Annotated in this window: 26 protein-coding genes; 5 read left to right on the plus strand and 21 right to left on the minus strand. The window is 65.4% G+C overall.

Going from position 1 to position 23,840, the window contains the following annotated elements; translation table 11 throughout:
• Positions 1-49: 49 nt before the first annotated feature.
• From GXP34_11400 to GXP34_11440, 9 genes are read right to left on the minus strand one after another with little or no spacing between them, the layout of a single operon-like run.
• Positions 50-838, minus strand: a complete 789-nt coding sequence (locus tag GXP34_11400; protein ID NOY56576.1) for a solute-binding protein — start codon at positions 836-838, stop codon at positions 50-52.
• Positions 835-1,812 (minus strand): ATP-binding cassette domain-containing protein, encoded by a 978-nt coding sequence (locus GXP34_11405; GenBank protein NOY56577.1) that lies wholly within the window; start codon positions 1,810-1,812, stop codon positions 835-837. The genes GXP34_11400 and GXP34_11405 overlap by 4 nt, the downstream gene beginning before the upstream one ends.
• Positions 1,809-2,501: an ABC transporter permease subunit gene (locus GXP34_11410; protein ID NOY56578.1), complete on the minus strand. Its 693-nt coding sequence runs from the start codon at positions 2,499-2,501 to the stop codon at positions 1,809-1,811. The genes GXP34_11405 and GXP34_11410 overlap by 4 nt, the downstream gene beginning before the upstream one ends.
• The gene (locus GXP34_11415) at positions 2,498-2,638 is read right to left on the minus strand and encodes a hypothetical protein (GenBank protein ID NOY56579.1); all 141 of its coding nucleotides are present in this window, start codon (positions 2,636-2,638) and stop codon (positions 2,498-2,500) included. Before GXP34_11415 ends, GXP34_11410 begins: the two co-directional genes overlap by 4 nt.
• A 55-nt stretch (positions 2,639-2,693) precedes the next feature.
• Positions 2,694-3,320 (minus strand): HAD family phosphatase, encoded by a 627-nt coding sequence (locus GXP34_11420; protein NOY56580.1) that lies wholly within the window; start codon positions 3,318-3,320, stop codon positions 2,694-2,696.
• Complete coding sequence (gatB, locus tag GXP34_11425) at positions 3,317-4,753, minus strand: Asp-tRNA(Asn)/Glu-tRNA(Gln) amidotransferase subunit GatB (GenBank protein ID NOY56581.1); 1,437 nt, start codon at positions 4,751-4,753, stop codon at positions 3,317-3,319. Before gatB ends, GXP34_11420 begins: the two co-directional genes overlap by 4 nt.
• Positions 4,750-6,219 carry an Asp-tRNA(Asn)/Glu-tRNA(Gln) amidotransferase subunit GatA gene (gene gatA, locus GXP34_11430; GenBank protein ID NOY56582.1) on the minus strand — a complete coding sequence of 490 codons (1,470 nt, stop codon included), beginning with the start codon at positions 6,217-6,219 and terminating at the stop codon, positions 4,750-4,752. The genes gatB and gatA overlap by 4 nt, the downstream gene beginning before the upstream one ends.
• A complete protein-coding gene (gene gatC / locus GXP34_11435) occupies positions 6,219-6,506 on the minus strand; it encodes an Asp-tRNA(Asn)/Glu-tRNA(Gln) amidotransferase subunit GatC (GenBank protein NOY56583.1) in 288 nt (95 codons plus the stop codon). Before gatC ends, gatA begins: the two co-directional genes overlap by 1 nt.
• A 57-nt stretch (positions 6,507-6,563) precedes the next feature.
• Entirely contained in the window at positions 6,564-6,917 is a 354-nt protein-coding gene (locus GXP34_11440; protein NOY56584.1) for an arsenate reductase ArsC, read from the minus strand.
• A gap of 306 nt (positions 6,918-7,223) precedes the next feature.
• On the opposite strand from GXP34_11440, the gene GXP34_11445 reads away from it, so the two are divergent.
• Positions 7,224-8,579 (plus strand): glycosyltransferase, encoded by a 1,356-nt coding sequence (locus GXP34_11445; protein ID NOY56585.1) that lies wholly within the window; start codon positions 7,224-7,226, stop codon positions 8,577-8,579.
• 67 nt (positions 8,580-8,646) lie between these two features.
• Positions 8,647-8,856 carry a dodecin domain-containing protein gene (locus GXP34_11450; GenBank protein NOY56586.1) on the plus strand — a complete coding sequence of 70 codons (210 nt, stop codon included), beginning with the start codon at positions 8,647-8,649 and terminating at the stop codon, positions 8,854-8,856.
• Positions 8,857-8,898: 42 nt separating this feature from the next.
• Here the strand turns inward: GXP34_11450 and dapE are convergent, their stop codons facing one another.
• The 12 genes from dapE to murA form a co-directional block, all read right to left on the minus strand.
• Entirely contained in the window at positions 8,899-9,966 is a 1,068-nt protein-coding gene (gene dapE, locus GXP34_11455; GenBank protein NOY56587.1) for a succinyl-diaminopimelate desuccinylase, read from the minus strand.
• Positions 9,963-10,769 (minus strand): 2,3,4,5-tetrahydropyridine-2,6-dicarboxylate N-succinyltransferase, encoded by an 807-nt coding sequence (locus tag GXP34_11460; protein ID NOY56588.1) that lies wholly within the window; start codon positions 10,767-10,769, stop codon positions 9,963-9,965. Before GXP34_11460 ends, dapE begins: the two co-directional genes overlap by 4 nt.
• On the minus strand, positions 10,751-11,896 hold the full coding sequence (locus GXP34_11465; protein NOY56589.1) for an aminotransferase class I/II-fold pyridoxal phosphate-dependent enzyme: 1,146 nt from the start codon (positions 11,894-11,896) through the stop codon (positions 10,751-10,753). The genes GXP34_11460 and GXP34_11465 overlap by 19 nt, the downstream gene beginning before the upstream one ends.
• Positions 11,897-11,928: 32 nt before the next feature.
• Positions 11,929-13,938: an NAD-dependent DNA ligase LigA gene (gene ligA / locus GXP34_11470; protein NOY56590.1), complete on the minus strand. Its 2,010-nt coding sequence runs from the start codon at positions 13,936-13,938 to the stop codon at positions 11,929-11,931.
• Between the two features lie 6 nt (positions 13,939-13,944).
• Entirely contained in the window at positions 13,945-15,072 is a 1,128-nt protein-coding gene (gene mnmA / locus GXP34_11475; protein ID NOY56591.1) for a tRNA 2-thiouridine(34) synthase MnmA, read from the minus strand.
• Positions 15,000-16,118: a cysteine desulfurase gene (locus GXP34_11480; GenBank protein NOY56592.1), complete on the minus strand. Its 1,119-nt coding sequence runs from the start codon at positions 16,116-16,118 to the stop codon at positions 15,000-15,002. Before GXP34_11480 ends, mnmA begins: the two co-directional genes overlap by 73 nt.
• A 28-nt stretch (positions 16,119-16,146) precedes the next feature.
• Complete coding sequence (locus GXP34_11485; protein ID NOY56593.1) at positions 16,147-16,848, minus strand: hypothetical protein; 702 nt, start codon at positions 16,846-16,848, stop codon at positions 16,147-16,149.
• Positions 16,849-17,017: 169 nt separating this feature from the next.
• Positions 17,018-17,779 (minus strand): enoyl-CoA hydratase/isomerase family protein, encoded by a 762-nt coding sequence (locus GXP34_11490; protein ID NOY56594.1) that lies wholly within the window; start codon positions 17,777-17,779, stop codon positions 17,018-17,020.
• Between the two features lie 60 nt (positions 17,780-17,839).
• Entirely contained in the window at positions 17,840-18,775 is a 936-nt protein-coding gene (gene meaB / locus GXP34_11495; protein NOY56595.1) for a methylmalonyl Co-A mutase-associated GTPase MeaB, read from the minus strand.
• 41 nt (positions 18,776-18,816) lie between these two features.
• A complete protein-coding gene (locus GXP34_11500) occupies positions 18,817-19,071 on the minus strand; it encodes a NifU family protein (protein NOY56596.1) in 255 nt (84 codons plus the stop codon).
• 54 nt (positions 19,072-19,125) lie between these two features.
• Positions 19,126-20,694 carry a SpoIID/LytB domain-containing protein gene (locus GXP34_11505; protein ID NOY56597.1) on the minus strand — a complete coding sequence of 523 codons (1,569 nt, stop codon included), beginning with the start codon at positions 20,692-20,694 and terminating at the stop codon, positions 19,126-19,128.
• Entirely contained in the window at positions 20,687-21,937 is a 1,251-nt protein-coding gene (gene murA / locus GXP34_11510; protein ID NOY56598.1) for a UDP-N-acetylglucosamine 1-carboxyvinyltransferase, read from the minus strand. Before murA ends, GXP34_11505 begins: the two co-directional genes overlap by 8 nt.
• Positions 21,938-21,981: 44 nt before the next feature.
• On the opposite strand from murA, the gene rpiB reads away from it, so the two are divergent.
• The 3 genes from rpiB to GXP34_11525 form a co-directional block, all read left to right on the plus strand.
• Positions 21,982-22,443, plus strand: coding sequence for a ribose 5-phosphate isomerase B (gene rpiB / locus GXP34_11515; GenBank protein ID NOY56599.1), 462 nt, complete (start codon positions 21,982-21,984; stop codon positions 22,441-22,443).
• 80 nt (positions 22,444-22,523) lie between these two features.
• Positions 22,524-23,204, plus strand: a complete 681-nt coding sequence (pgl, locus tag GXP34_11520) for a 6-phosphogluconolactonase (GenBank protein ID NOY56600.1) — start codon at positions 22,524-22,526, stop codon at positions 23,202-23,204.
• 98 nt (positions 23,205-23,302) lie between these two features.
• Positions 23,303-23,840 (plus strand): CAP domain-containing protein (locus tag GXP34_11525; GenBank protein NOY56601.1); only part of this gene is annotated, 538 nt, incomplete at its 3' end.

Below are 23,840 nucleotides of genomic sequence, written 5' to 3' on the forward strand. Positions count from 1 at the left end.
GCGAACCCAGGGCTCGTAGGGGTCGTGACGACCCCCCTGAGCCCTGGGTTCAAGAGTTTGCGTCGGTGGGCTCGTACACGATCGTGCCGAAGAGCTCCCGGTCGACCCGTCTCTCCGCTGCACGGCCATCCGGTGAGAGCAGCCACTCGGCAAGGTCGGCGGCCGCTCCACGATTCGAGGCGTGTGCCACGACGATGAGGTGATACGGGTTGACGAGCCGCGGATCGTCCGACGACACCGGCACGAGCGAAAGTGTCGGCGCGGCGGCCAGATACGCGCCGAGCTCCGCGAGTGTTGCGGCGTTCCGTTGATCAGCGACCTGCAGCGTGAATCCCATGCCCTGACCGGTTTCGATATACCAGGGGCGGCCCGTCGGATCGATCCCCGCGTCTCGCCACAACTCGATCTCCTTCGCGTTGGTGCCGGAGCCGTCGGCACGGGTGACGAACGGGAAGGACCGCCGCGCGATCGCGCGCAGAATCTCCTCGGGTGGACCGGACAGCCCGGAATCGGGAGGGGCCACGATCACGAATCTGGAGTCGATGAACGGTGCGTACCGAAACGCCAGCCCCTCATCGACAAACCGGCGCTCCTGATCGGGAGCGTGGGTGATGAGCAGGTCGGCGGATTCGCGCCGCCCCAACTCGAGCACCCGACTCGTTGCATCGCCGACGACGCTCACCTCGATTCCCGGATGCTCGGACTCGTAGATGTCGATCACCGCATCGAGGAAGCCGGAGTCGACCACGGTCGTACCGGCGGCGACGATCACCCGGTCTCCTCCTGCGCACCCCACGAGCAGAGCCGCAATCATCACAGCGACGAGCGCCCGCCTCATGTCGGAACGATTCGAACCGCGGTGGCCTTCACGGCAACGGTCACCTCGGATCCGGAGTGAAGGTCGAGCATCGCCTGCGCACCCGGCGTGATGAGCGCGACGACTCTGACACCGACGTCGACGACGACTTCGATGAGCCGATCCACCTGCCGAAGGTCGACGACCCTGCCGCGCCAGTGGTTTTGTGCAGATCCGGTTTTTGCCGCCCCCCCATAGATCGTTACGGCCTCCGCTCCGAACAGTGCCCTGGCGGACGAGCCCGAAGGCAGCGAACCCATGCCCCACACCTCGACGCTTCCAAGGTCGAGGGCAACGAGCGGATGGACCGAACCCGACGTGCGACCTTCGAGAACGTTCGCCGTGCCGATCACCGACGCCACCCTCTCTGTGGCAGGGAGAGCGAAGACCTCCGAGACCGGGCCGACCTGCTGGATGGCCCCATCGATCATCACCGCCACCGAATCTCCCATCGCAACCGCCACGTCACGGTCGTGGGTCACGATGACCACTCCACGATCGTCGAGCGCCGCCACGAGCTCGTGGGCGACATCCATGCGATCTCGCACGTCGAGCGCCGCCAGAGGCTCGTCGAGCAGAACCCACGGCTCCGGTCGGGCAATCGTGCGTGCAAGGACGAGACGCTGACGCTCTCCCCCACTCAACGTGCCCGACGGACGCCTGAGCACCTCCGGTGCAAGTCCGAACCGCTCGACCAGTTGCCGGGCACGCGCCGCCTGCTCACTCGACAGCCCCAGTCCGAGGTTGTGTCCTGCGCTTCCACGGAAGAGGTACGGACGTTGAGGAAGGTAGGCGGTCTCGAGAGCAGGGCCCGGCAGCCGTCCGGCCAGCATTCGCAGCAGGGTCGTCTTGCCGGCGCCGTTCGGGCCGAAGATCACCGCTTTTCCGTTCGGGTCGAGGATCAGCTCGGGAACGGTGACGACAGACCCGTACCGCAAGTTCGTCAGTACCTTCACGCGCCCCGCTCCTGCAGCCACGTCAGGGAGAGGTTGACGACCAGTGCAATGGCCATCAGGACGATGCCGAGAGCCAGCGCCTCCCCGAACCGAGCCTGGCGGGCTTCTTGAACGATCGCTGTCGTCAGCACTCGTGTCTCTCCCCGGATGTTGCCGCCGATGATGAGGACCGCACCGACTTCGGAGACCACGCGCCCGAAGGCGGCCGCCACGGCTGCCACAACGCCGGGCCACGCCTCTCGAAGGGCGACTCTTGCACGGCTCACCTTCGACAGGCGCAACGCAGCGAGCTGTTCGTGAGCGTCGCCGGGCAGGCCGCGGATGGCTCCGGACGTGACACCGGCGGCGATCGGTATGGCGAGCATCGTCTGGGCGATCACCATCGCCATCGGAGTGAAGATGAGCCCCCACGATCCAAGCGGACCTTCACCCCACAGCAGCAGCAACAACAACAGGCCGGCGAGGACGGGCGGCATCCCCATGCCGGTGTTCACCGCCGCAAGGAGCAGCCTCCTCCCCCTGAATCGGCCAAGACCGAGCGCAGCCCCCAGAGGAACACCTGCGAGTACGCCGAGCAGCGTCGCCGTTCCGCTCACGACGAGCGTGAGCCACACGACGGCCTGTAGCTCGGCTCCGAACCGGCCGATGATCTCCACCGCCTGGCGGATCACATCCGCGAGAAAGCTCATCGGATCTTGAAGTACCAGAGCCAGGCGACGGCGCCGATCACGGCCGCCCAGAGGGCGAGTCTGACGAGTTTCTTCAGCAGCCAGAAGCCGACGAGCACTGCTGCTGCGATCGCGATGATCAGCGGCACGTTTTGCACAGAACGGAGCCTAATCACACTCGGCGGTCGACCGTCAGAGACAGCGGGCCACCGGCTACTCGAGGACAACGGACGCCGGGGTGAGACGGGGAACGACTCGATCCGCCGCGCCCAGATCTGCGGATCCGGAGCGCTGGACTCCCACGACGAACATTCCTGCCCGCTTGGCCGCCATCACGCCCGCAGGAGAATCCTCGACGGCGACACAGACCTCGGGCGAGAAGCCGAGCCGGCGAGCGGCTTCCAGGAAGACATCCGGCTCAGGCTTGCCGGCGTCGACCTCGTCCCCTGCGACCACGACTTGAAAGAAGCGATCCAGGCCGGTGGAAGAGAGCGAAAGGGCCAGGCGCCGCCGAGAGCTCGACGACGCCACGGCGAGCGGGACATCGCGTGCCACCAGGGCTTCCAGCGTATCTTCGACATCCTCAAAGGCTTCCAGTGACGTTGTGAACCGTTGCGAGATCGCGATGGCCAGCTCCTCGGACAGGCGGCCAGACGGCGGCAAGGCAACTCGCCGGGCGAAATGGTCGTAGGCGTCGGCTTCGGAACGACCCGTCAACAGCTCGATGTCGGCGTCGCTCGGGGTTGTCCCATATCGTGTGAGCACCGCGCTCCACGCATCCCACGCAAGCGCTTCGGAGTCGACGAGGACACCATCACAGTCGAACACTACGGGAGTCATGCTCTGGAGCGCAGCATCTCGTTGGCGAGTTTCGGATCCGCCTTGCCTCTGGTTGCCCGCATCACTTGTCCCATCAGGAAGCCAAGCACCTTCATGTCCCCGGTCCTGAGCCGATCCGCCTCCTTCGGGTTGGCGCCGAGCACCTCATCCACGACCGCCTCGAGCACGCCCACGTCGCTCAACTGGAGCAAGTCGCGCCGCTCGGCGACCTCTCTCGGTGAGCCCTCACCGCTCAGAACGCCTTCGAGAACGGTTTTCGCCGCGCTGATGGACAGGTCGCCACCATCGACGAGGCGACACAGCTCTGCGAGCGCCTCTCCGGAAATGGACGTATCGGACAGTTTCCCGCCTTCTCTGCGCAGGTAGGCGGTGACCTCACCGGTCAACCAGTTTGCCACGGTGCGGGCCTTGCCACCCGCGCCGACCGCCACCTCGAAGAGACTCCCAAGGCCCCCTGCCACCAGCGTTGCAGCCGTGCCCGGATCGAGCCCGAGGGCGATGTAGCGCACACGTTGCCGGGCCGGCAGCTCGGGAAGTCCGGCCCGAATACGTTCGCGCCACTCGTCGGAGACCACGATCGGCACGAGGTCCGGTTCCATGAAGTAGCGGTAGTCCGAACTCTCCTCTTTGGACCGCATGCTGTGCGTCACACCCGCGGCCTCGTCCCAGTGCCGGGTCTCCTGGCTGACCGGCGTTCCGGCGTCGAGGAGCCGCCTTTGCCGTTCGATCTCAAACGTCAACGCGCGCTCCAGCGAGCGAAACGAGTTCATGTTCTTGATCTCCACTTTGACACCAAGCGCTTCGGAGCCTTGCGGACGCAGCGAGATGTTGGCGTCAAACCTCATGCTGCCCTCCTCCAGCCTCGCATCCGAGACGTCGAGCGTCGCCACGATCTCCCGCAGCTCCTGAACGTAGGCGCGAGCCTGTGCGGGGCTTCGAAGGTCCGGCTCCGAGACGACCTCGACGAGCGGTACACCGGCACGGTTGAAGTCCAACAGGGTGTAGTCGGCGCTCTGAATCCGGCCGTCGCCGCCGACATGTGTCGACTTCCCGGTGTCCTCTTCCATGTGCACCCTGGTCACCCCGATCCGCGCGAGCTCCCCTTCCGCGATGACGTCGAGGTGACCATCTGAACAGATGGGAATGTCGAACTGTGAGATCTGGTAGTTCTTCGGCATGTCCGCGTAGAAGTAGTTCTTGCGGTGAAAGACCGACCACGGAGCGATCGTCGAATCCAACGCCAGGCCGATGGCGACGATCCACTCGATGGCCTGCTCGTTGGGCACCGGCAGCGCACCTGGCAGTCCAAGACACACCGGACAGGTGTGCGTGTTCGGCTCGGCACCGAACTCGGCCGAACATCCGCAGAACATCTTCGACCGTGTCTTCAATTCGACGTGTGTCTCGATCCCGATGACCGCCTCGTAGCTCATGGCGCCACCTTTCGAGACGGCAACCGCCGAAACTCCGCCAGACGCTCGACCTCGGCCGCAACCCTGAACAGCATGCGTTCCCCGAGTGCCTGCGCCATCACCTGGAAGCCGATGGGGAGTCCCTTCGCATCCACGCCCACGGGGACGCTGATCGAGGGATCTCCGGCAAGGTTCGAAGGGATCGTGCAGATGTCGCTCATGTACATCGACAGGGGATCCTGCGTCCGAGCGCCCAACGCGAATGCCGTGGTCGGACTCGTCGGTGAGACGAGCGCGTCGACGTTCGCGTACGCCTCCGTGAAGTCCGCGATCACGAGCGTGCGGACACGCTGTGCCTGTCCGTAGAACGCGTCGTAGTAGCCGGCAGAGAGCGCGTACGTGCCCAGCAGCACGCGACGGGTCACTTCCGGACCGAACCCGGCGTGTCGGGTGCGGGCCATCATCTCTTCGACAGTCCCCCCGTCGACCCGGTTGCCGTAGCGAACCCCGTCGAATCGTGCCAGGTTCGCCGAGCACTCGGCCGGAGCGATCAGGTAGTACGTCGACAGGGCGTACTCGGTCGACGGCAGTGAGACCTCGACGATGTCGGCGCCGGCGTCCGAGAGCCTGTCGACCTGTCTGGTGAATGCGTCGAGGACGTCCGGTTCGATTCCCTCACCGGAGAGCTCCCGGACCACCCCGATCCGAATGCCGGAGACACCCTCGTCGAGACCGGAGCGAAACTCGGGAGCCTCTCCCCGGTACGACGTCGCGTCCATGGGATCGTGTCCGATGATGGTCTCGAGGACGGAGACGGAGTCCTCCACCGTGCGGGTGATCGGACCGATCTGGTCCAGGGAGGACGCGAAGGCGATCAGCCCATAGCGGGATACGAGGCCGTAGGTCGGCTTCATGCCGACGACACCGCACAGCGACGCAGGCTGGCGGATCGAACCTCCGGTGTCGGAACCGAGGGCCGCGAGCGCGGATCCTGCCGCGACGGTGACCGCCGATCCTCCCGAGGAGCCGCCGGGGACCCGATCGGTATCCCACGGGTTCCGACTGGGTCCGTACGCCGAGTTCTCCGTGGAAGACCCCATCGCGAATTCGTCCAGGTTCGTCTTGCCGACGAGAACGGCTCCGCCGGCGCGAAGCCCTTTCACGACCGTCGCGTCGTAGGGCGGGGTGTAACCGGCGAGGACCTGCGAGCCTGCGGTCGTTTCGACACCTCTTGTGACCATGTTGTCCTTGACGGCGACAGGGATGCCTTGGAGCGGTCCGAGATCCTCGCCCCTGCCGAAGGACTCGTCGGCCGCGACCGCGGCGGCGCGGGCGCCTTCCTGGTCCAGCGTCAGGTACGCGTGCAACTCGGCCTCTGTCCGGGCGGCCTGCTCCTTCACGGCTTCGAGGAGTTCGACCGCGGAGGTTTCTCCGGAACGCAGCAGTTCGGCTGCCTGCCGGACGGTGAGATCCGTCAGGTCGGTCATCAGGTCTCCATCGCGGGCGGCACCCGGAAGTACCCGTCCTCGGTTGCCGGAGCCTGATCGAGGATGACGGAGCGCTCGAGGGAAGGCCGTACATCGTCCGGACGGAACGCGTTGACCATCGAAAGCGGATGGGAGGTCGGCCGAACGCCATCGGTCGGAAGCTGCTGCACCCTCGCCGCGTGGTCGAGAATCACTCCGAGTTGATCCCGGTACCGGTCCAGTTCCTCATCGGACAGATCGATACGGGCGAGCCGCGCCACATAGGCGATGTCGATGTTGATGGGCATGCGCCGATGTTAGGCGGCAAACGAGGCACAAACCGCATCGGTTGCCGCCCGCTTCCTTCAGGACCCGGAGCCCAACATCTCTTCCAGAAGTGCCTCGACTCTGCGCCCGATCTCGTCACGTACCGCCCTGACGGCCTCGATGGGCTGCCCGTGAGGATCGGGAAGCTCCCAGTCGATGTATCGCTTCCCCGGGAAGTAGGGACAGGCATCTCCGCACCCCATCGTCACGACGACATCCGACGCCTCGACGATGTCGTCGGTGAACGGCTTCGGAAACGCCTCGGACATGTCGATGCCGATCTCGGCCATCGCCTCGACGGCCTGCGGATTGACTTCACGGCCCGGATTCGACCCACCGGCGAACACGATCAACCGGTCCCCCGCAAGGTGCCGGGCCCACGCCGCCGACATCTGGCTGCGACCTGCATTGTGAACACAGACGAAGATCACCGCAGGTGTCTTCGATCCCTTGCCGAGGATGGAACGGGCAACGAGGCGATCTCGCACGAACTGTTCGAGATTCCCTTCGTCGTGGTCGCCGACTCCCGCCAGCACCAACCGCGTCTCTTCGATCAGGCCGGCGACATCTGCCGGATCGACAGTGAATTCCTCCGACAACCGACGCTGCAACGATACCTCCCGCTCGCAACCCCTACGGTAACGGATCTTCTTCGAAGCCCACTAACGTGAGCATCCGCAACATCGTGGGGCCGGACCGTGAACATACTGATCGCAGCAGCCGAATATGCGCCGCTGGCTCGTACGGGGGGCCTCGGAGAGGCGGTTGCCGGCCTTGCCGGTGCACTGCGACGTCTCGACGTCGATGTCACCGTCGTCATTCCTCGCTATCGACATCTGGCGGATGCAGGGATACCCGTGACTGAGCCGGTGCCTGCACGCCGTATCGATGTCGACGGGATCGGCGTCTTGGCACTCGAAGATCCCGAGGCATTCGATCGAGATGGCATCTACGGCCCGACGCCGGGGACTGCATACGAGGACGAATGGTGGCGTTGGGGTCGGTTCGCGAAACTGGTCGGAGGACTCGCGGGCAGTTTTGATCTTCTGCATGTCAACGACGGCCAACCGGCCCCGGCGGTCCTCCTCACCGATACCCCGTCCGTCCTGACCGTGCACAATGCCTCGTATCCGCTGCTCGGTCCCCTGAAGGAATCTGCCGACATCCTCGGCGTCCATCCCCGCCACCGCCGTCTGGGCGGATCGCTCGAGTGGTACGGGCAGGCGAACTACCTCAAGGCCGGCCTCGTCGGCGCGAGCAGGGTCATCACCGTCAGCCCTTCTTTCGCAGCCCAGATCATGTCCGACCTCGAGGTGACCGCAGGTCTGAGCGAGGTGATCCGCTGGCTCGATCATCCGGTGCAAGGGATCCTCAACGGAATCGATGTCTCCCACTGGATCCCGTCCAACGATGCCGCCCTGCCGGCACCGTTCACCGCCAGGAGGTTGCGTGGACGGGATGAGGCGAAGTCGGCACTCCTGTCCGTGGCAGGTCTCGAAGAGGGTTTCCTGCTTGGCAATGTCGGCCGGATGACCGAGCAGAAGGGACTGGATCTCCTCGACGACCATCTCGATCGTCTCGTCGATGAGGGGTTCCGACTGATCCTCGTGGGAAACGGAGACCTCGACGAGATGGTGGACGGATGGGCGGCCAGGCATCCGACGGCGGTCTGGCACGGCCCATACGACGAGTCGCTCTCCCGGCTCGTCTTCGCCGGCTCCGATGCCTATGTCATGCCATCGCGTTTCGAACCGTGCGGCCTCGGACAGATGTACGCGATGCGGTACGGCAGCCTTCCGATCGCCCGGCTGACGGGAGGTCTGGCCGACACGGTCATCGACGTCGACGAGCTGCCGGACGAGGCGACCGGTTTCGGTTTTCGTTTGTTCGACGCGCGGGAGCTGACCAAGACGATTCGACGCGCCCGCCGCATCCATGATCACCGGCGCGGCATCTGGCGGACCATGCAGCGCAGGGGCATGCAGCGGGACTGGTCGTGGGACCGTGCCGCGGGGGAGTACATGGACGTGTACCGGGCCGTCCTCGATCACTGAACATTGCCCCCTTCCCGAAGCGACGGACTTGGGTGACAATGGCATCGTGTCGACGCAGGAGGAAGAGATGGCCGTGTACAAGGTGATCGAGCTCGTCGGGACGAGCCCAACGTCGTGGGAGGAGGCAGCGACCAGTGCAGTCGCCGCAGCATCGAATTCGCTGCAGGACCTGCGCGTCGCGGAGATCGCCGACCTCGATCTGCAGCTTGGCGAGCAAGGTCAGGTGGTCGCCTACCGGGCCAAGGTCAAGGTCTCGTTCAAGTACCACACCACCTAACCCGTTCTCGTGACGGTTGAGCCGGATTATTCCCGTGAAGCGTCACGAGAACGGCTCTTCGCTGATGAGAAAGCGTCGCAGCGCATCGAACGCGCTCTGAAGGTTGTCGATGGGAACGCTCTCGTCGACCTGGTGGGCACGCGAGGTCTCACCGGGGCCGTAGTTGGCACCGGGTACGCCCCTTCCGGCGAGCCGGGCCACATCGGTCCACGCCTGTTTCGGCCGTACGACGGCGCCGGTCGCGTCGATCAGCGCCCGCAGATATGGGCTCCCCTCCGGTATCGGCGCGCCAGGTGCACGATCGACGATCTCGATGCTGTCTGCGTCGGACGCGATCTCTCGGAGTCTGGCCTCGGCATCATCGAGTGAGCGGTTCGGAGCGAACCGATAGTTGAGATTGATCTCGACGGCCGCCGGAACGATGTTGCGGGCGACCCCACCCCGGATCATGGTCACGGTGGCGACCTCACGAAACTCCAGACCCGCGACATCGACGACTTCGGGCTCACGCTCATGCAGCGCGGCCAGCCACCGTCCGGCCTTGGTGATTGCATTCTCTCCGGTCCATGGCCGAGCGGAATGTGCAGCCACACCCTCGAAACATACGGTCGCGTTGATCGCCCCGACACACCCCAACTGGAGCTCGAGATCGGTGGGTTCCAACACGATCGCAAACACCGCATCGGAAAGCCATTCTGCATACTCGAGAACCGGTTCGAGCCCGTTCTCGTCCGCAGAGCCTTCCTCCTTGTCGTAGAAAACTCCGATGACGTCGTACGGGCCGATCACAACGTCGGCATCGAGAAGCAGGTGCATCATGACCGCGAGCCCCGCCTTCATGTCGGAAGCGCCCAAGCCGACCACCCGCCCATCGGCCACGTGCGCAAGCCCCTGGCCCTGGGAGGGAACCGTGTCCAGATGACCGAGCAGCAGCACGAGGGGTCGTCCGGTCCGCTTGCCGACGAGGACGCTGTTCCCGATGCGTGTAACCGCCGTTCTGCCCCAGATCGGCAGAAACCGCTCGGTGATGTGGGTGGCCAGCCGACCTTCGCCGCCGGTCTCCGACGGAATGTCGATGATCTCGATGAGGGTGCGAACGAGCTCGTTCATATCTGGACCTCGAAGGTTCGCAACGCGTCGTTGAGCGAGGTCTTGTCATCGGTCGACGCGGACCGCCTCCCGATGATGAGGGCGGCGGGAAGCTGATAGGTGCCGGCAGGGAAGTCCTTCGCCCGTGTCCCGGGGATGACCACGGAGCGTTCGGGGACACGCGCACGGTATTCGATCGGTTCGGGTCCCGTCACGTCGATGATCGGGATGCTCGAGCTGAGCACGACGTTGGCGCCGAGCACCGCACCCTGCTCGACGAGCACGCCCTCGACGAGGATGCAGCGGCTGCCGACAAATGCTCCGTCCTCCACGATGACCGGGCGAGCGCCCGGCGGCTCCAGAACGCCGCCGATTCCGACCCCGCCGGAGATGTGCACGTCCCGACCGACCTGGGCGCAGGACCCGACCGTCGCCCAGGTGTCGATCATCGTCCCGGAGCCCACGTATGCACCGATGTTCACGTAGCCGGGCATGACGACCACGCCCGGCTCACAGAAAGCACCGTACCGAACCGTCCCCGGCGGGACCACCCGCACCCCGGCGTCCGCAAGGTTGCGCTTCGTGGGGATCTTGTCGTGGTACTCGAATGGCCCGGCAGTCATCGTCCTGACCGCCTGGAGCCGGAAAAAGAGCATGATGGCTTCCTTCACCCAACGGTTCACCGTCCAGACACCGTCGATCTTCTCCGCGACACGCAGCACCCCCTCATCCAGGGCTGCGACGGTTCTGTCCACCGCATCACGGGCCCCCTCGAGTAGCGAGAGGTCCTCGTATGCGGCCTCGATCAGTTCCCGGTCAGACATGAACGCAGCACCTCCACCGCTCTTTCGCACTCTTGCACCGTCGGAACGAGTGCAAGACGAATGTAGCCCTCACCACCGGCCCCGAACACGCTTCCCGGCGAAACGACGACTCCGTAATCGAGCAGCCGCTTCGCCACGGCCGTGTCGTCACCGACGTTGACCCACAGATACAGAGCGCCCTCGGAGGCGGCGACCGTGTACCCGAGATCCTCGAAGGCCTTCCTCAACACCGCTCGCTTCCGACCGAACACCGCCCTGCGCACCGCAACGTGTGCATCGTCGGACCATGCGGCTACTGCCGCGGCCTGAACGAATTCCGGCGCCGCGGTACCGGTCGACGAGCGAAGTTCGCGAAGCAGGGCGATCGCATCGGCATCTCCGACGATCGCCGCACTCCGGTAGCCGGTCATCCCCGACCGTTTGGAGAGGCTCAGGTACACCAGAAGTCCCGTGAGGTCCTCATCCGCGACCTGCAGCATCGAAGGCGGTGGTTCGGATTCGTAGATATCGGCATAGCACTCGTCCGAGCAGACAAGGGTGTCGGTCGCCCTGGCCCTGTCGTGGATCGCGGCCAGTTCGTCGGAGGTCGCGACGGCACCGGTCGGGTTGTGCGGATAGTTGACCCACAGCATCGATGCCTTGATCCACGCGTCTTCATCGATCTGGTCTGGTCCGAGTACGAAGCTCGCGTCGAGCTGGACCGGCAGGGGAACGGCTCCTGCGAGGAGCGCGCCGCGTGCATACACCGGGTACGCGGGAGTCGGCCAGATGACCCCGTCGCCGGCGTCCCGGTTCACGAAGGCGAGTGCCGTCGAGAAGATCGCCTCTTTCGAACCGGCCGTGGCGAGCACCTGTGTCGCCGGGTTCACGGCGACACCGAAACGCCGATGCACATACGCCGCCACCGCCGTTCTCAGCTCCGGTGTGCCTGCCGTCGTCGGGTATTGGGAAACCTCGGGAACGGCCGCTTTCAGCGCCTCCGGGATGAACGGTGGCGTCGGCTCCCGCGGGTCTCCGAGCGAGAAGTCGGTCAGGGTCTCCCCTGCGGCGCGCATCGCCCTGGCCTTCTCCTGTAGCGGTGCCATCGGGTAGGTGCCGAGCGAGGTGAGTACGGGATTGACATGCATACCGGAACGGTAGTCGGCCGTTCCGGCCACGTTCAGTCTTCCAGAACGGCCGGGCCTCGCGTGAGCAGCCGCTCGAAACCTTCGGTATCGATCACCGGTATCCCGAGGCTCTGCGCCTTCGCCAGTTTCGAACCCGGCGAGTCGCCTGCCACGACGACCGAGGTTCTCTTCGAGACCGACCCGACCACCGTCCCCCCGCGAGCTTCGATGGCCTCTTTCGCCTCGTCTCTCGACCAACCTTCGAGTCTTCCCGTCAGCACCACCCGCAGCCCCGCGAGGAGATCCTCATCCTCGGAGGTGTCTTCGGTGAGCTGCACCCCTGCGGCCCGCAGCTTCTCGATCAGCGCCACCGTCTCGGGCGACTGGGCCCATGCGTGCACGGACTCTGCGATGACCGGACCGACCCCTTCGATCGCCGCGATCTCCTCTTCGGATGCCGCCAGCAGCGCGTCGATGGTGTGAAACCTGCGCGCAAGCGCTCGGGCGACCGTTTCACCGACGTGGCGGATGCCGAGACCGATCAGCAGCTTCGAGAGCGGCCGGTGTTTCGCGTCGGCGATCGCCTCCATGAGGTTGGCGACGGACACGTCACCCCATCCTTCGAGCCCCTCGAGGTCGTCCGGCTCCAGGAAGAAGATGTCGGCGGGGTCACGAATCAGTCCTTCCTTGATGAGCAGATCGATCGTTTTGTACCCCAACCCCTCGATGTCCAAGGCGCTGCGCGACGTGAAGTGGAACAGCCATTCCCGCAGCCGCGACGGACACGTGAGCCCGCCGGTGCAGCGGGCGACCTTCTCCCCCTCGGGCTTGACGATGGGACTGCCGCAGAACGGGCACTCGGCCGGCATCGTCCAGACCCGTTCGGAGCCGTCACGGCGCGACACGATCGGGCCGACCACTTCGGGGATCACCTCCCCGGCCCGGCGCACGATCACCTCGTCACCGATCCGGACGTCCTTGCGATGCACCTCGTCTTCGTTGTGCAGGGTCGCACGGCTCACCATCGCCCCACCGACGAAAACCGGCTCCAGGACCGCGTACGGCGTCACCCTTCCCGTTCGGCCGACCCCGATGCGGATATCCAGCAGGCGGGTCACCTGTTCCTCGGGCGGGAACTTGTAGGCGATCGCCCACCGGGGAGCCCGCGCGGTGAAACCGAGCGCCCGCTGCTCCTCGAAACGATTCACCTTGATCACGACGCCGTCGGTCGCATACCCCCTCGCGTGCCGTGTCTCCTCCGCATTTCGCAGGTACGCCTCGACCTCACCGAGGCCCTGAACTCGTTCCGACGCCGGGTTGACCGGGAAGCCCAGGCTGCGCAGCCACTCGAGTGCGTCCCAATGGGTTTCCAGGACGGGACCGCCCTCCACCGTGCCGAGCTGGTACATCCACGCCGACAGGTTTCTCGAAGCGGTGACGGCAGGGTCCTTCTGGCGTAGGGATCCGGCGGCGGCGTTCCGGGGGTTCACGAACAGCTGGTCGCCCGCCTCGGATTGGCGCCTGTTGAGCTCTTCGAATGCCGCGTCCGGCATGTACACCTCGCCTCGGACTTCGAGCACCGCCGGCGCATCGCCGAGTAGTCGCAGCGGTATCGCGTTGATGGCCCGCACATTCGCGGTGATGTCCTCACCGACCGTGCCGTCCCCCCGAGTGGCCGCCACCGCCAGCGAGCCCTCTTCGTAGACGAGCGACACGGCGAGACCGTCGATCTTGAGCTCGCAGACGTAACTGTCCGGAGGCGCCGCGAGCATCCGCACGATGCGAGCCTCCCAGGCCTCCAACTCCTCGAACGATTCGATGTTGTCGAGCGAGAACATCGGTTCTCGGTGACGCACCGGAGCGAACTGATCCGAAATCGGCGAACCGACCCGCTGCGTCGGCGAATCGGGAGTGACGAGCTCGGGATGCTCCGCTTCGAGCTTGCGCAGTCTGCGCATCAACTCGTCGTACTCGAAATCGGAGATCTCGGGTTCGTCGAGCACGTAGTACCGGTAGTCGTGGTACCGGATCCGTTCGCGAAGATCCTCGATCTCAGAGCCCATGGCGGCTCATTCTCGCAGCGTTTCCGTGATCGTCCCTCCTCCCAGCACCTGCTCGCCTTCGTAGAGGACCGCCGTCTGTCCAGAAGCGACGTCGTCCTGAGGAACGGAGAAGTGCACCGTGCGCGCATCGTCATCGAGAACGGCCGGAAGGGGCTCCCCGTGGGCGCGAATCTGCACGTGTGTCGGCCCGGGCGCCGGTGGGTGGCCGGCCACCCACGACGGATGCGCCATCCGCAACCCGGCAAACCGTACGGCCCCCCGGCGACCGATGACGACGGTCGCCGAGGAGGGCCGGATCTCGTGCACGTATCTCGGCTCGCCGAACGCGACTCCGAGGCCCTTGCGCTGACCGATCGTAAAGTCCACCACCCCGTCATGGCCGCCTACGACGGAGCCGTCCTCATCGAGAATCGGTCCCGGACGGGCGGCGGCAGGCACTTCACGGCGGAGAAACGCCCGATAGTCGTCGTCGACGAAGCAGATGTCCTGACTGTCGGGCTTCTCGGCGGTTCGGAGTCCGAGGCCCGCAGCGATCCCACGAACCGCCTCCTTCCGGCGACCTCCGACAGGGAAGCGAAGCATCCGCAGTTGCTCCTGCCCGAGCATGGAGAGCACGTAGGACTGGTCCTTGTCCCGATCGATGCCGCGCAAGAGTCGAAACCCGTCGACCTCATGCAGGATGCGCGCGTAGTGGCCGGTGACGACGAGGTCACAGTCGAGATCACGCGCCCATCGCAGCAGATGATCGAACTTGACGATCCGGTTGCATTCGATACACGGGTTGGGGGTTCGTCCCTGCAGGTAGTCGGCGATGAACGGATCGACGATTCCTGCACGGAACTCCTCGGTGGCGTCGAGAACGTAGTAGGCGATGCCGATCCTGGCGGCGACCCTGCGCGCATCCTCGGAGTCCGAGAGCGTGCAGCATCCCCGGGAAGGCAGCCTGCCGTCGGGGCCCTCCCAGAGCTTGAGGGTCGCCCCGATCACGTCATGTCCCTCCTCGACCATGAGCGCCGCGGCGACGGAGGAGTCGACACCTCCGCTCATCGCGGCGAGCACTCTCACCGCAGGCCCTCGATCGCCTCGAGGACCGCCACCGCGGCCGCGTCCCCGTCGTCGGGGGTCGTCGTCCATCCGAAGCTGAACCGCAGGCACTCCCTCGCCCGGGTACTCGAGAACCCCATCGCCTTCAACACGTGGCTCATGTCGGCAGCTCCGCTCTGGCACGCCGAGCCTGCCGATGCGGCCACACCCTCGCGATCGAGGCGAATCAGGACCGTGTCGTTGCGGACACCCGGGATCCGAACGTGCGAGTGCTGGATCAACCGTCCATCCAACGGTGCGTTGATCTCGAGGCCTTCGATCCCGTCGATCAGTCGCGTTTCGAAGCGATGTCGGGCCTCGCCGACGTCGCTCCGGAATCGTTCCCTGTCGGCGACTGCGGCCTCCATCGCTGCGGCCATCCCGGCGATCCCTGCCACGTTCTGCGTTCCCGATCGCAGACCCGCCTCCTGTCCGCCACCGTGGAGCAGCGGTTCCAGTTGGGTACCACCGCGCACGTACAGCAAACCGACACCTTTCGGACCGCCAAACTTGTGCGCTGCGAGGGTCAGTAGATCGACGCCCAGCGCGTCGACGTCGACAGGCTCGGATGCGAAGACCTGCACGGCGTCCGTATGCACGATGGCGCCCGGCGACACCCTCTTGACCGCTGCGACGATGTCGCCGACCGGTTCGACGACTCCCGTCTCGTTGTTCGCAGCCATGATCGAGACGATCGAAGACCCTTGCGCCGTCGCCGCGGCCACTCGTTCCGGATCGACTCTCCCGAGTCGATCCACCCCGATCACCTCCACTCGATGACCCATTCGGCTCAGAAAGGCCGCACTCTCGAGCACGGCGTCGTGCTCGACCGCAGAGGTCACCACCGAGGCTCCCGAGGCGATTGCCGAACCGACGACGGCGAGGTTATCCGCCTCGGTTCCGCCGCCGGTGAAGACGATCTCGCTCGGACGCGCCCCGATCAGCCCCGCTGCGCGTTCCCTGGCGTCCTCGAGGAGATCTTTGGCCTTTCGCGCGACACCATGGATCCCCGACGGGTTCCCGAAGCCGACGGAACGCATCGCCGCGAGCGCCTCGGGACGAAACGGCGTCGTTGCAGCATGGTCGAGGTAGAGCATTCCCGGATTGTCCCACGATTCGTCGGTTTCAGAGACCGTCGATCAAGATGTCGGTGCCCGTTCGCTCGTCACCGGGTACTCGCGACATGGCCGCCCAGATGGCGATGACGGCATTCCCCACCTGCTCGAGATCGAACGCTTCGGGGTCGATCGCATGTTGCAGAGTGGCGCCTTCGACCAGCGCGATCATCATCGATGCGGCCAGGTCGTTGGTGAAGGGTGGGCGGAACTCACGTCCTGCGGCTTCAAGAAAGCCCTCGAGAAGCATCTGCAATCCTTCGCGCGTTTCCCGATAACCGACGCGAAGGTCGTCGACCACCTCTTTGCGGTTCTTGGCGAGCGCCCACAGATACAGTTGCATCGCGAATGCCGGATCGTGGATGTTCGCCTCGATCGTCCGCTTGATCGTCTCGATGGCCATCTCGGCAGGACCGACGGAACCGATCTCCGCCAGGGATTCTGCAACGCCCAGCATCGCCTGCGATCGGGAGATGGACAACGCGTACTCGAGGAAGTCGGCCATGAAGGCTTCCCTGTCGAGCCAACGGTTGTAGAACGCTCCGGTTGTCAATCCGGCGTGGCGCGAAATCCGAGCGGCGGTGAGCTGATCGAACACACGCGGGCTCGCCTTGATCGCTCGACCGTCCTCCTCGCCCGAGAACGACGCGATGACCAGATCCCAGGCGGCAGCCAGCAACCGCTCCTTGGAATCCACGACTTCGCTCAACATCAAGGCCAGCCTACCTGATCCGACGTTGAAACGCACTGTTGTATCTGATACTATTCTCCTCTGCGAAGAGAGGTAGGGTACCCGGACCAGGGACGGGGACCGCGGCGGCCCCAAAGGGCCGTCGCGGCGCGTCGGGGCGGCTTCTACCCCATCGGCCTCGGTTCGTCCCTCACTCCCCCACGAACGCTGCGGTGCGCTTGGCCAGGAATGCCTGCACCCCTTCGCGAGCATCTGCGCTCCGGAAGGCTTCGGCAAAACCTTCGCGCTCGACGGCGAGCCCTTCCTCGAGAGGAAGTCGCAGTCCCTCGTTGAGCGCCCGCTTCGCGGCGCCGTAGGCGACGGTCGGGCCGGTTGCCCACGTGTGGGCATCTTCGAGCGCAGCCTCGAACACGTCGTCGACGACACGGTCGGCGATCCCGAGGGCCAGCGCCTCGTCTGCGGACACGTACCGACCGCCGAAGATCAGCTCCTTCGCCTTCTGTTGACCGATCAGGCGGGCGAGTCGCTGCGTCCCACCGGCACCAGGGATGATCCCCAGCAGGATCTCGGGCTGGCCGACCCTTGCGTCGGCGGAGAGATAGCGGAAGTCCGCTCCCATCGCGAGCTCGAGGCCTCCCCCCAGCGCGAAGCCGCGGACGGCGGCGATCGTCGGTTTGGCGAGTCGCTCGAATGCCAAGACGACGCCACCGAGATCGGAGGCCAGATTGTCTTGCGCACCGGCCTCGAACGCAGCCTGGAACTCCTTGATATCGGCGCCGGCGGCGAAATGTGGTTCGCCGGTGATGACAACTGCTCGGATAGAGGGGTCGGCGGCGGCGGCGAACGCCTCCGCCAACTCTTCGGCAACGGCCGCAGACAGGGCGTTGACGGGCGGTCGATTCAGCCGGACCACGGCCACGGAACCATCGATGGTGTACTCGACGAACTGCACGGAAGTCTCCTCCGACGACGTTTCTCCGAGCGTAGTGCGCGAGGGACCGATGACCGCCGGCTAGCCGTCCAACATCTCCCTGGCGGCGGTCCACGGATCGACCTCGCGCCGGATCACCTCGGCTGCAATCCTCGAAAAGCGGCCGTCTCCTGCTTCCACCTCGGCCCTACGGGTCAACTCGGACGCGAGCGCCCGCTTCAGCTCCCCTCTGAGCCTGGCTGCGCGACGTTCCGACAGGTCTCCGTTCTCCTCCAGAAAAGCTCGATGCTTTCGCACCGCATCCCAGACGGCATCGATTCCCTCCCCTGTCGTGGCCACGGTCGCCAGCACAGGCGGACGCCACCGCCGATCCCCTCCAAGATCGAGCATCTGGTTGAGATCTCGGATCGTTTCGGAGACACCGGGACGATCTGCCTTGTTGACGATGAAGAGGTCGCCGATCTCCAGGAGGCCCGCTTTGTTGGCTTGGATGCTGTCGCCCCAACCCGGGTTGAGAACGACGATCGTGGTGTCTGCACTCTCCACGATCTCGACCTCTGCCTGCCCGACACCGACGGTCTCGACGAATATGTACGGAAACCCGATGGCGTCGAGGATCAGGATTCCCTTCGGGGTGGCCTCCGACACTCCGCCAAGATGCCCGCGGCTGCCCATCGATCGAATGTAGACGCCCACGTCGGAGGCATGCTCCTGCATACGGATCCTGTCGCCCAGTATCGCTCCCCCGGTGAACGGGCTCGATGGGTCGACCGCCACGACCGCGACCTGATGACCCTCGCTGCGAACGCGGTCGATCAGCAACGATGTGAGTGTCGACTTGCCTGAGCCCGGAGCGCCGGTGAGTCCGAGAACGTATGCATTCCCCGACCGGGGGAACAGCTCGGCGAGCACCTGCGCCGCGTCGGGACGATCGTCCTCGACGAGGCTGATCAGACGCGCGAGGGAACGTCGATCACCTTCGAGTGCGGCCACGACCAGGGAATGGGGCATACGCAGGAGTCTGGATTCTCCCAGAGCTCAGCGCAAGTCATTGCCGATCAGATCGCGTTGACTTCTTCCACGCCGGGCACTCGATCGGTCAGGATTCGCTCGATGCCCGCCTTGAGCGTCATGGTCGACAGCGGACACCCGCCACATGCTCCGACGAGCTGTAGGTTGACGGTGCCGCCTTCGACGCCGAGAAGGATCAGGTCGCCGCCGTCGGCCTGAAGGGCGGGACGAATGTACTCGAGTGTCGCTTCCAGCGTCTCGAGATCGATTTCACTGTTCGCTGTTGTTTCGTGCGCGGTCATGTGGGCAGCAGTGTACCGGCACCAAAGCCCTACAAAACTACGATCGGCACTGCGTCAGTCCGTGAGTACTGCGGTCAGGAACACCGTCGCGGAGCCTTCGGTGTTGCGGGCCTCGACCATCAATCGGTACGGACCGGGCGCGGCGACCTCCCCGGTGGCGGCACCATCCCAGATCAGCGACACCGGCCCTGCCTCGCGCGTCTTCCATGGAGTCTCGGTGACCACCTGCGCCCCCCGGAAGACGACGAGGCGAACCCGAGCCGGGGCCGTGACGGTCACCGACACCAGTAGAGACCTCCCGGTGGTGCCCGTGATCATCTCCGGCACGTCGCGAAGCGTCGGCGGCAGGCCGAAACCCTCCGGCGGTATCAGCATGACACCGCCCTCGTAAGTAAACCGCCACGACCCGATCGCGTCGGCGGCGATCGTCTGTCCATCGACGACGACGCTCACCGGCCCATCTGCCGAGATCCGCAGTGTCTGCTCCTTCCAGTCGAGACCGACGGTGATCGCTTCGGGCAAGAGGTCGTCCGCCGCCTCCGGAGCGAGGCCGGTGTAGTAGTGAGAGAGAATCTGACCGTAGTCCTTGCCTGCCTCGGCCATCGCCTTGGCCCCGTACTGGCTCATGCCCACCATGTGACCCCATCCATGCCCCTCGAACTCGTAGACCGGATACACGTCGATGTACCCCGAGCGGAACGAGTCGGGAAAGTGCCACTGCTTGCGAACGTCGAAGGTCGGGGACAGCACCGTCTGCGGATACGGTCCGCCGTCGGGTCGAGACGCGGGGAAGATGTCGGGGTGTGCGCGTGGCCCCCACCGGTTCATCACACCGCGAAACTCCGTGGCCGTCATCCGGGTCGTTCCTCCGGTACTGCGGATCTCGACCTTCCACGGACCACCACCGTCTTCGGTTTCGGTGACCACGACGTCGACCAGCACCCCGTCGATGAGGCCGGCGTCTCTCAGAACATCTTCGAGAATGCTGCCGCGCACCTCGTAGCGCCAATCGGCAAACGCAGACTCCTCTCCCGGCGACGGGACCGCACGAAGGTAGGGGATCGGCGACCGTCCTGCGTAGACGTCTTCATAGTTCCTGGTTCTGCCCCCGGTCGTCGAGCTGTACATCGCAAGCGCCGGCCTGCCTTTGTAGAGAAGCAGTTGACCGCTCGTCGACTCGACGGCGGCTTCCCAGCGTTTCCCCGCGGCCGAGGCGACCTGGTCGAGCCCTCCGTACACCTGACACGCCGAGGAGGCGCAGATGTCGAACCCGTAGGTCTTCCCGGAACCGGCTCGACCTCTCCTCAGTGTCCAGGCCAGATACGTGCGGGCGGCGACCGCCTGTGCCTGCAGCGCAGCTTCAGGCCACGAAAACGGCACCTCCTGAATCCCGAGCAGATAGTCGTCGACGCCCACATGGTCCAGCAGGACGAGGCCATCGGAAGCAGACGTCACCTCGAGAGAGCCCGCATAGTGGCGGCCGTTCCATGAAAGCGTCACGCCGTCGCCCGGTACGATCGTCACCGAGCGGTACGGACCGCTGGTCGTCGTCTCCTGAGCCGCGGCCGGCGGCACCATCATGACGATCAGCAGCAGTGCCGATACGGCCGAGATGCTACGCACGATGAATATCGGCTCCGAGTGCCGAAAGCTCCTCGACGAAACCCTCGTACCCGCGATCGATATGAAATACGTCGCCGATCGTCGTTTGCCCCTCGGCTCGAAGTCCCGCGAGCACGAGGGCGGCTCCGGCACGGATATCGGGAGCGATGACCGGACAGCCGGAGAGACGATCGACGCCTCGGATCACGGCATGCTGCCATTCGACGGTGATGTCGGCGCCCATGCGCATGAGTTCGCCCACATAGCGGAACCGGGCGTCGTAGAGGTTCTCGGTCACGACCGAGCTGCCCGCGGCGACGCTCAACAGCGCGACCATCTGCGGCTGCATGTCCGTATGGAATCCGGGGAAGGGAAGCGTCGCGAAGTCGACGGCTCGAGGACGTTCCGGTCCCACGACCCGAATCCAGTCGTCGCCGACGTCGACATCGCAACCCGCGGTGTCGAGCTTGCGCAGTTCCATCCGCAAATGCTCCGGTACGCAGCCTTCGACGCGCACGTCCCCGCCGGTGATCGCCCCCGCCACGGCGTACGTGCCCGCCGCGATCCGGTCCGGGATCACCTCGTGGCGCACCGGATGCAGCTCCTGGACCCCTTTGATCTGCAGGGTGGAGGTCCCTGCTCCTTCGATGATCGCCCCCATCTCCGTCAACTGGGTGCAGAGGTCCTGGATCTCCGGTTCGCGGGCGGCGTTGCGGATGACCGTTTCACCGTCGGCGAGCACCGCTGCGAGCAGCAGGTTCTCCGATGCCCCCACACTCGGGAACTCGAGGCCGATCTCGGCTCCTCGGAGCCGCCCCACCACGCTCGCTTCGAGCACTCCATGTTCGAGCTCGAAGCACACGCCCATCTTCTCGAGTCCCGAGAGATGCATGTCGATCGGTCGCGCTCCAAGATCATCTCCACCGGGAAACGCCACACACGCCCGGCCGCTCCTTGCCAGCAGGGGACCCATCACGACGATCGAAGCCCGCATCTTTCGGACGAGGTCGAGAGGGGCCTCGGGCACGAGCTGCGCCGTGGTGTCCATCGTGAGCGTCCGGCCCCTGAACACACAAGAGACACCGATGTGCTCGAGCACTTCCGCCATCAGCTCGACGTCGACGATCTTCGGCACGTTCACGAGCTCGTGCATCCCGGGTGCGAGGATCGCCGAGACCATTTCTTTGAGGATGGCGTTCTTCGCGCCGTGAACGTTTACGGTTCCGTGGAGGGGAACGCCCCCGGTGACGCTGATACTGTCCATCGTCTGCATTGTACGGGTAGCCTTGGTGCGAACCGGAGGAATCAATGCGCATCGCAATCGGAGCAGATCACGCCGGGTACGTGATGAAGGAGCATTTCGGACGCCTGCTCTCGGAAGCCGGGCATGCCGTCGTCGACGTTGGCACCTACTCCGAGGATCCCGTCGACTATCCCGACTACGCGGCGGCGGTGGGCCGCACGGTTCGGGAGGGGAGAGCCGATCGTGGCGTCGTCGTCTGCGGATCGGGCGCGGGTGCGGCGATCGCGGCGAACAAACTGCACGGAATCAGGGCAGCGCTCTGTCACGACACGTACACCGCCCACCAGTCGGTCGAGCACGACGACGCCAACGTCCTGGCCGTGGGGAGCAGGGTCATCGGCCCCTCACTCGCAGACGAGATCGTGATGACATTCATCGATGCACGTTTCGATGGCGAGGAACGGCACGTCCGCCGGCTGAACAAAGTGATTGCGCTCGAAGCGCAAAGCCAGGTGGCCGGCGCCTGAAACCGCCGAGGTTCCACGCACCAGAGCTTGTTCCTCGAAAGTCGATAGGCTCTGCACGAGCACACGCGGGGACGGTGACGATGCAACTCGAGGTTTTCGCCGACGCCGCGACGCTTGCAGACGAGGCCTCCTCTCTGATCGCCGCTCAGATTCGGAGTGGCATGACCACCCTCGGGCTCGCGGGTGGCAACACGCCGAGGGCCACCTACGAGCGGCTCAGGAGCCAGGACGTGCCGTGGGACGGTGTCGTGGCGTGGCTCCCCGACGAGCGGTGGGTGCCACCGGGACATCCCGATCGCAACGCGACGATGGCCTCGACCACTCTCTTCGACCACGTGCCTGCAACGCTCCTCGAGGTCCCGTGGGTCGACGGGCCGGAACAAGCCGCCTTGCTCTACGAGGAGGCCCTGCAGGAGGTCCTCCCTTCGGCACATGGACACCCCGGCCCCGACCTCGTGCTACTCGGCCTCGGAGATGACGGCCACACCGCATCATTGTTCCCCGACACCGCCGCAGTCGATGAACGTGACCGCCTGTACGTCTCCAACTGGGTACCGGCCAAGGACGCGTGGCGGCTCACCGCCACTCTCCCCTTGCTGTGGGCCGCGCAGCGAATCATCTTCCTCGTCTCGGGTGCAGGCAAGGCGCGGGCCCTCAAGAGCACCCTGCAGGGGGCAGCGTCGACACCTGCGGCGAGGATGCTGGACGGCGCAGCAGATGTCGTCTGGATGGTCGACAGGGAGGCGGCTCAACTCCTGTGAAGGACGACACACTTCCCACCGGGCTCGGGGACCTCGCCGCCGACGCGGCCGTGGGGTGATCGGCTCAAGCCCGGGGCGTTCTTGCCGATATCTGACTCGTGGACGCTGGGCACGAAACTCGCTCTGGGCTGATAGGCGCGCTCTTCGCGCTCGTCCTCGGTCTCGCAATGGTTCTGCTCGTCGCCTCGCCGGCGCTTGCAGACGCAACGTCGGACGCAGAAGCCTGCTTTCTCTCCAAGATCAATGCCGCCAGGACGGCGACCGGTGCACAGACACTCCAGCGGGACGCATCCCTGGCAGGCTACGCACGAATCCATTCGCAGGCCATGGCGGACGACGGGAGCATCTACCACTCCACGACCGGTGACCTCGCCCCGTACCTCCCGAGCGACTGGGTGATGTGGGGCGAGAACGTGGGTGTCGGCGGCACGTGCGCCATACTCTTCGATGCCTTCATGGCCTCTCCCCTCCACAAGGAGAACCTCCTGAACCCGGTGTTCCAGTACGCAGGCATCGGTGTCTACATCGACGTCGACGGCACGCTCTGGACGACCCACATCTTCCTGCAACGACAGACCGCGACCACCACGACCACGACCACCACCGCGCCACCCACCACCACCACGACCGCGCCAC

The sequence above is a fragment of the Actinomycetota bacterium genome, from assembly GCA_013152275.1.
In the GTDB taxonomy this organism is placed as follows: Bacteria; Actinomycetota; Acidimicrobiia; order Spongiisociales; family UBA4744; genus BMS3Bbin01.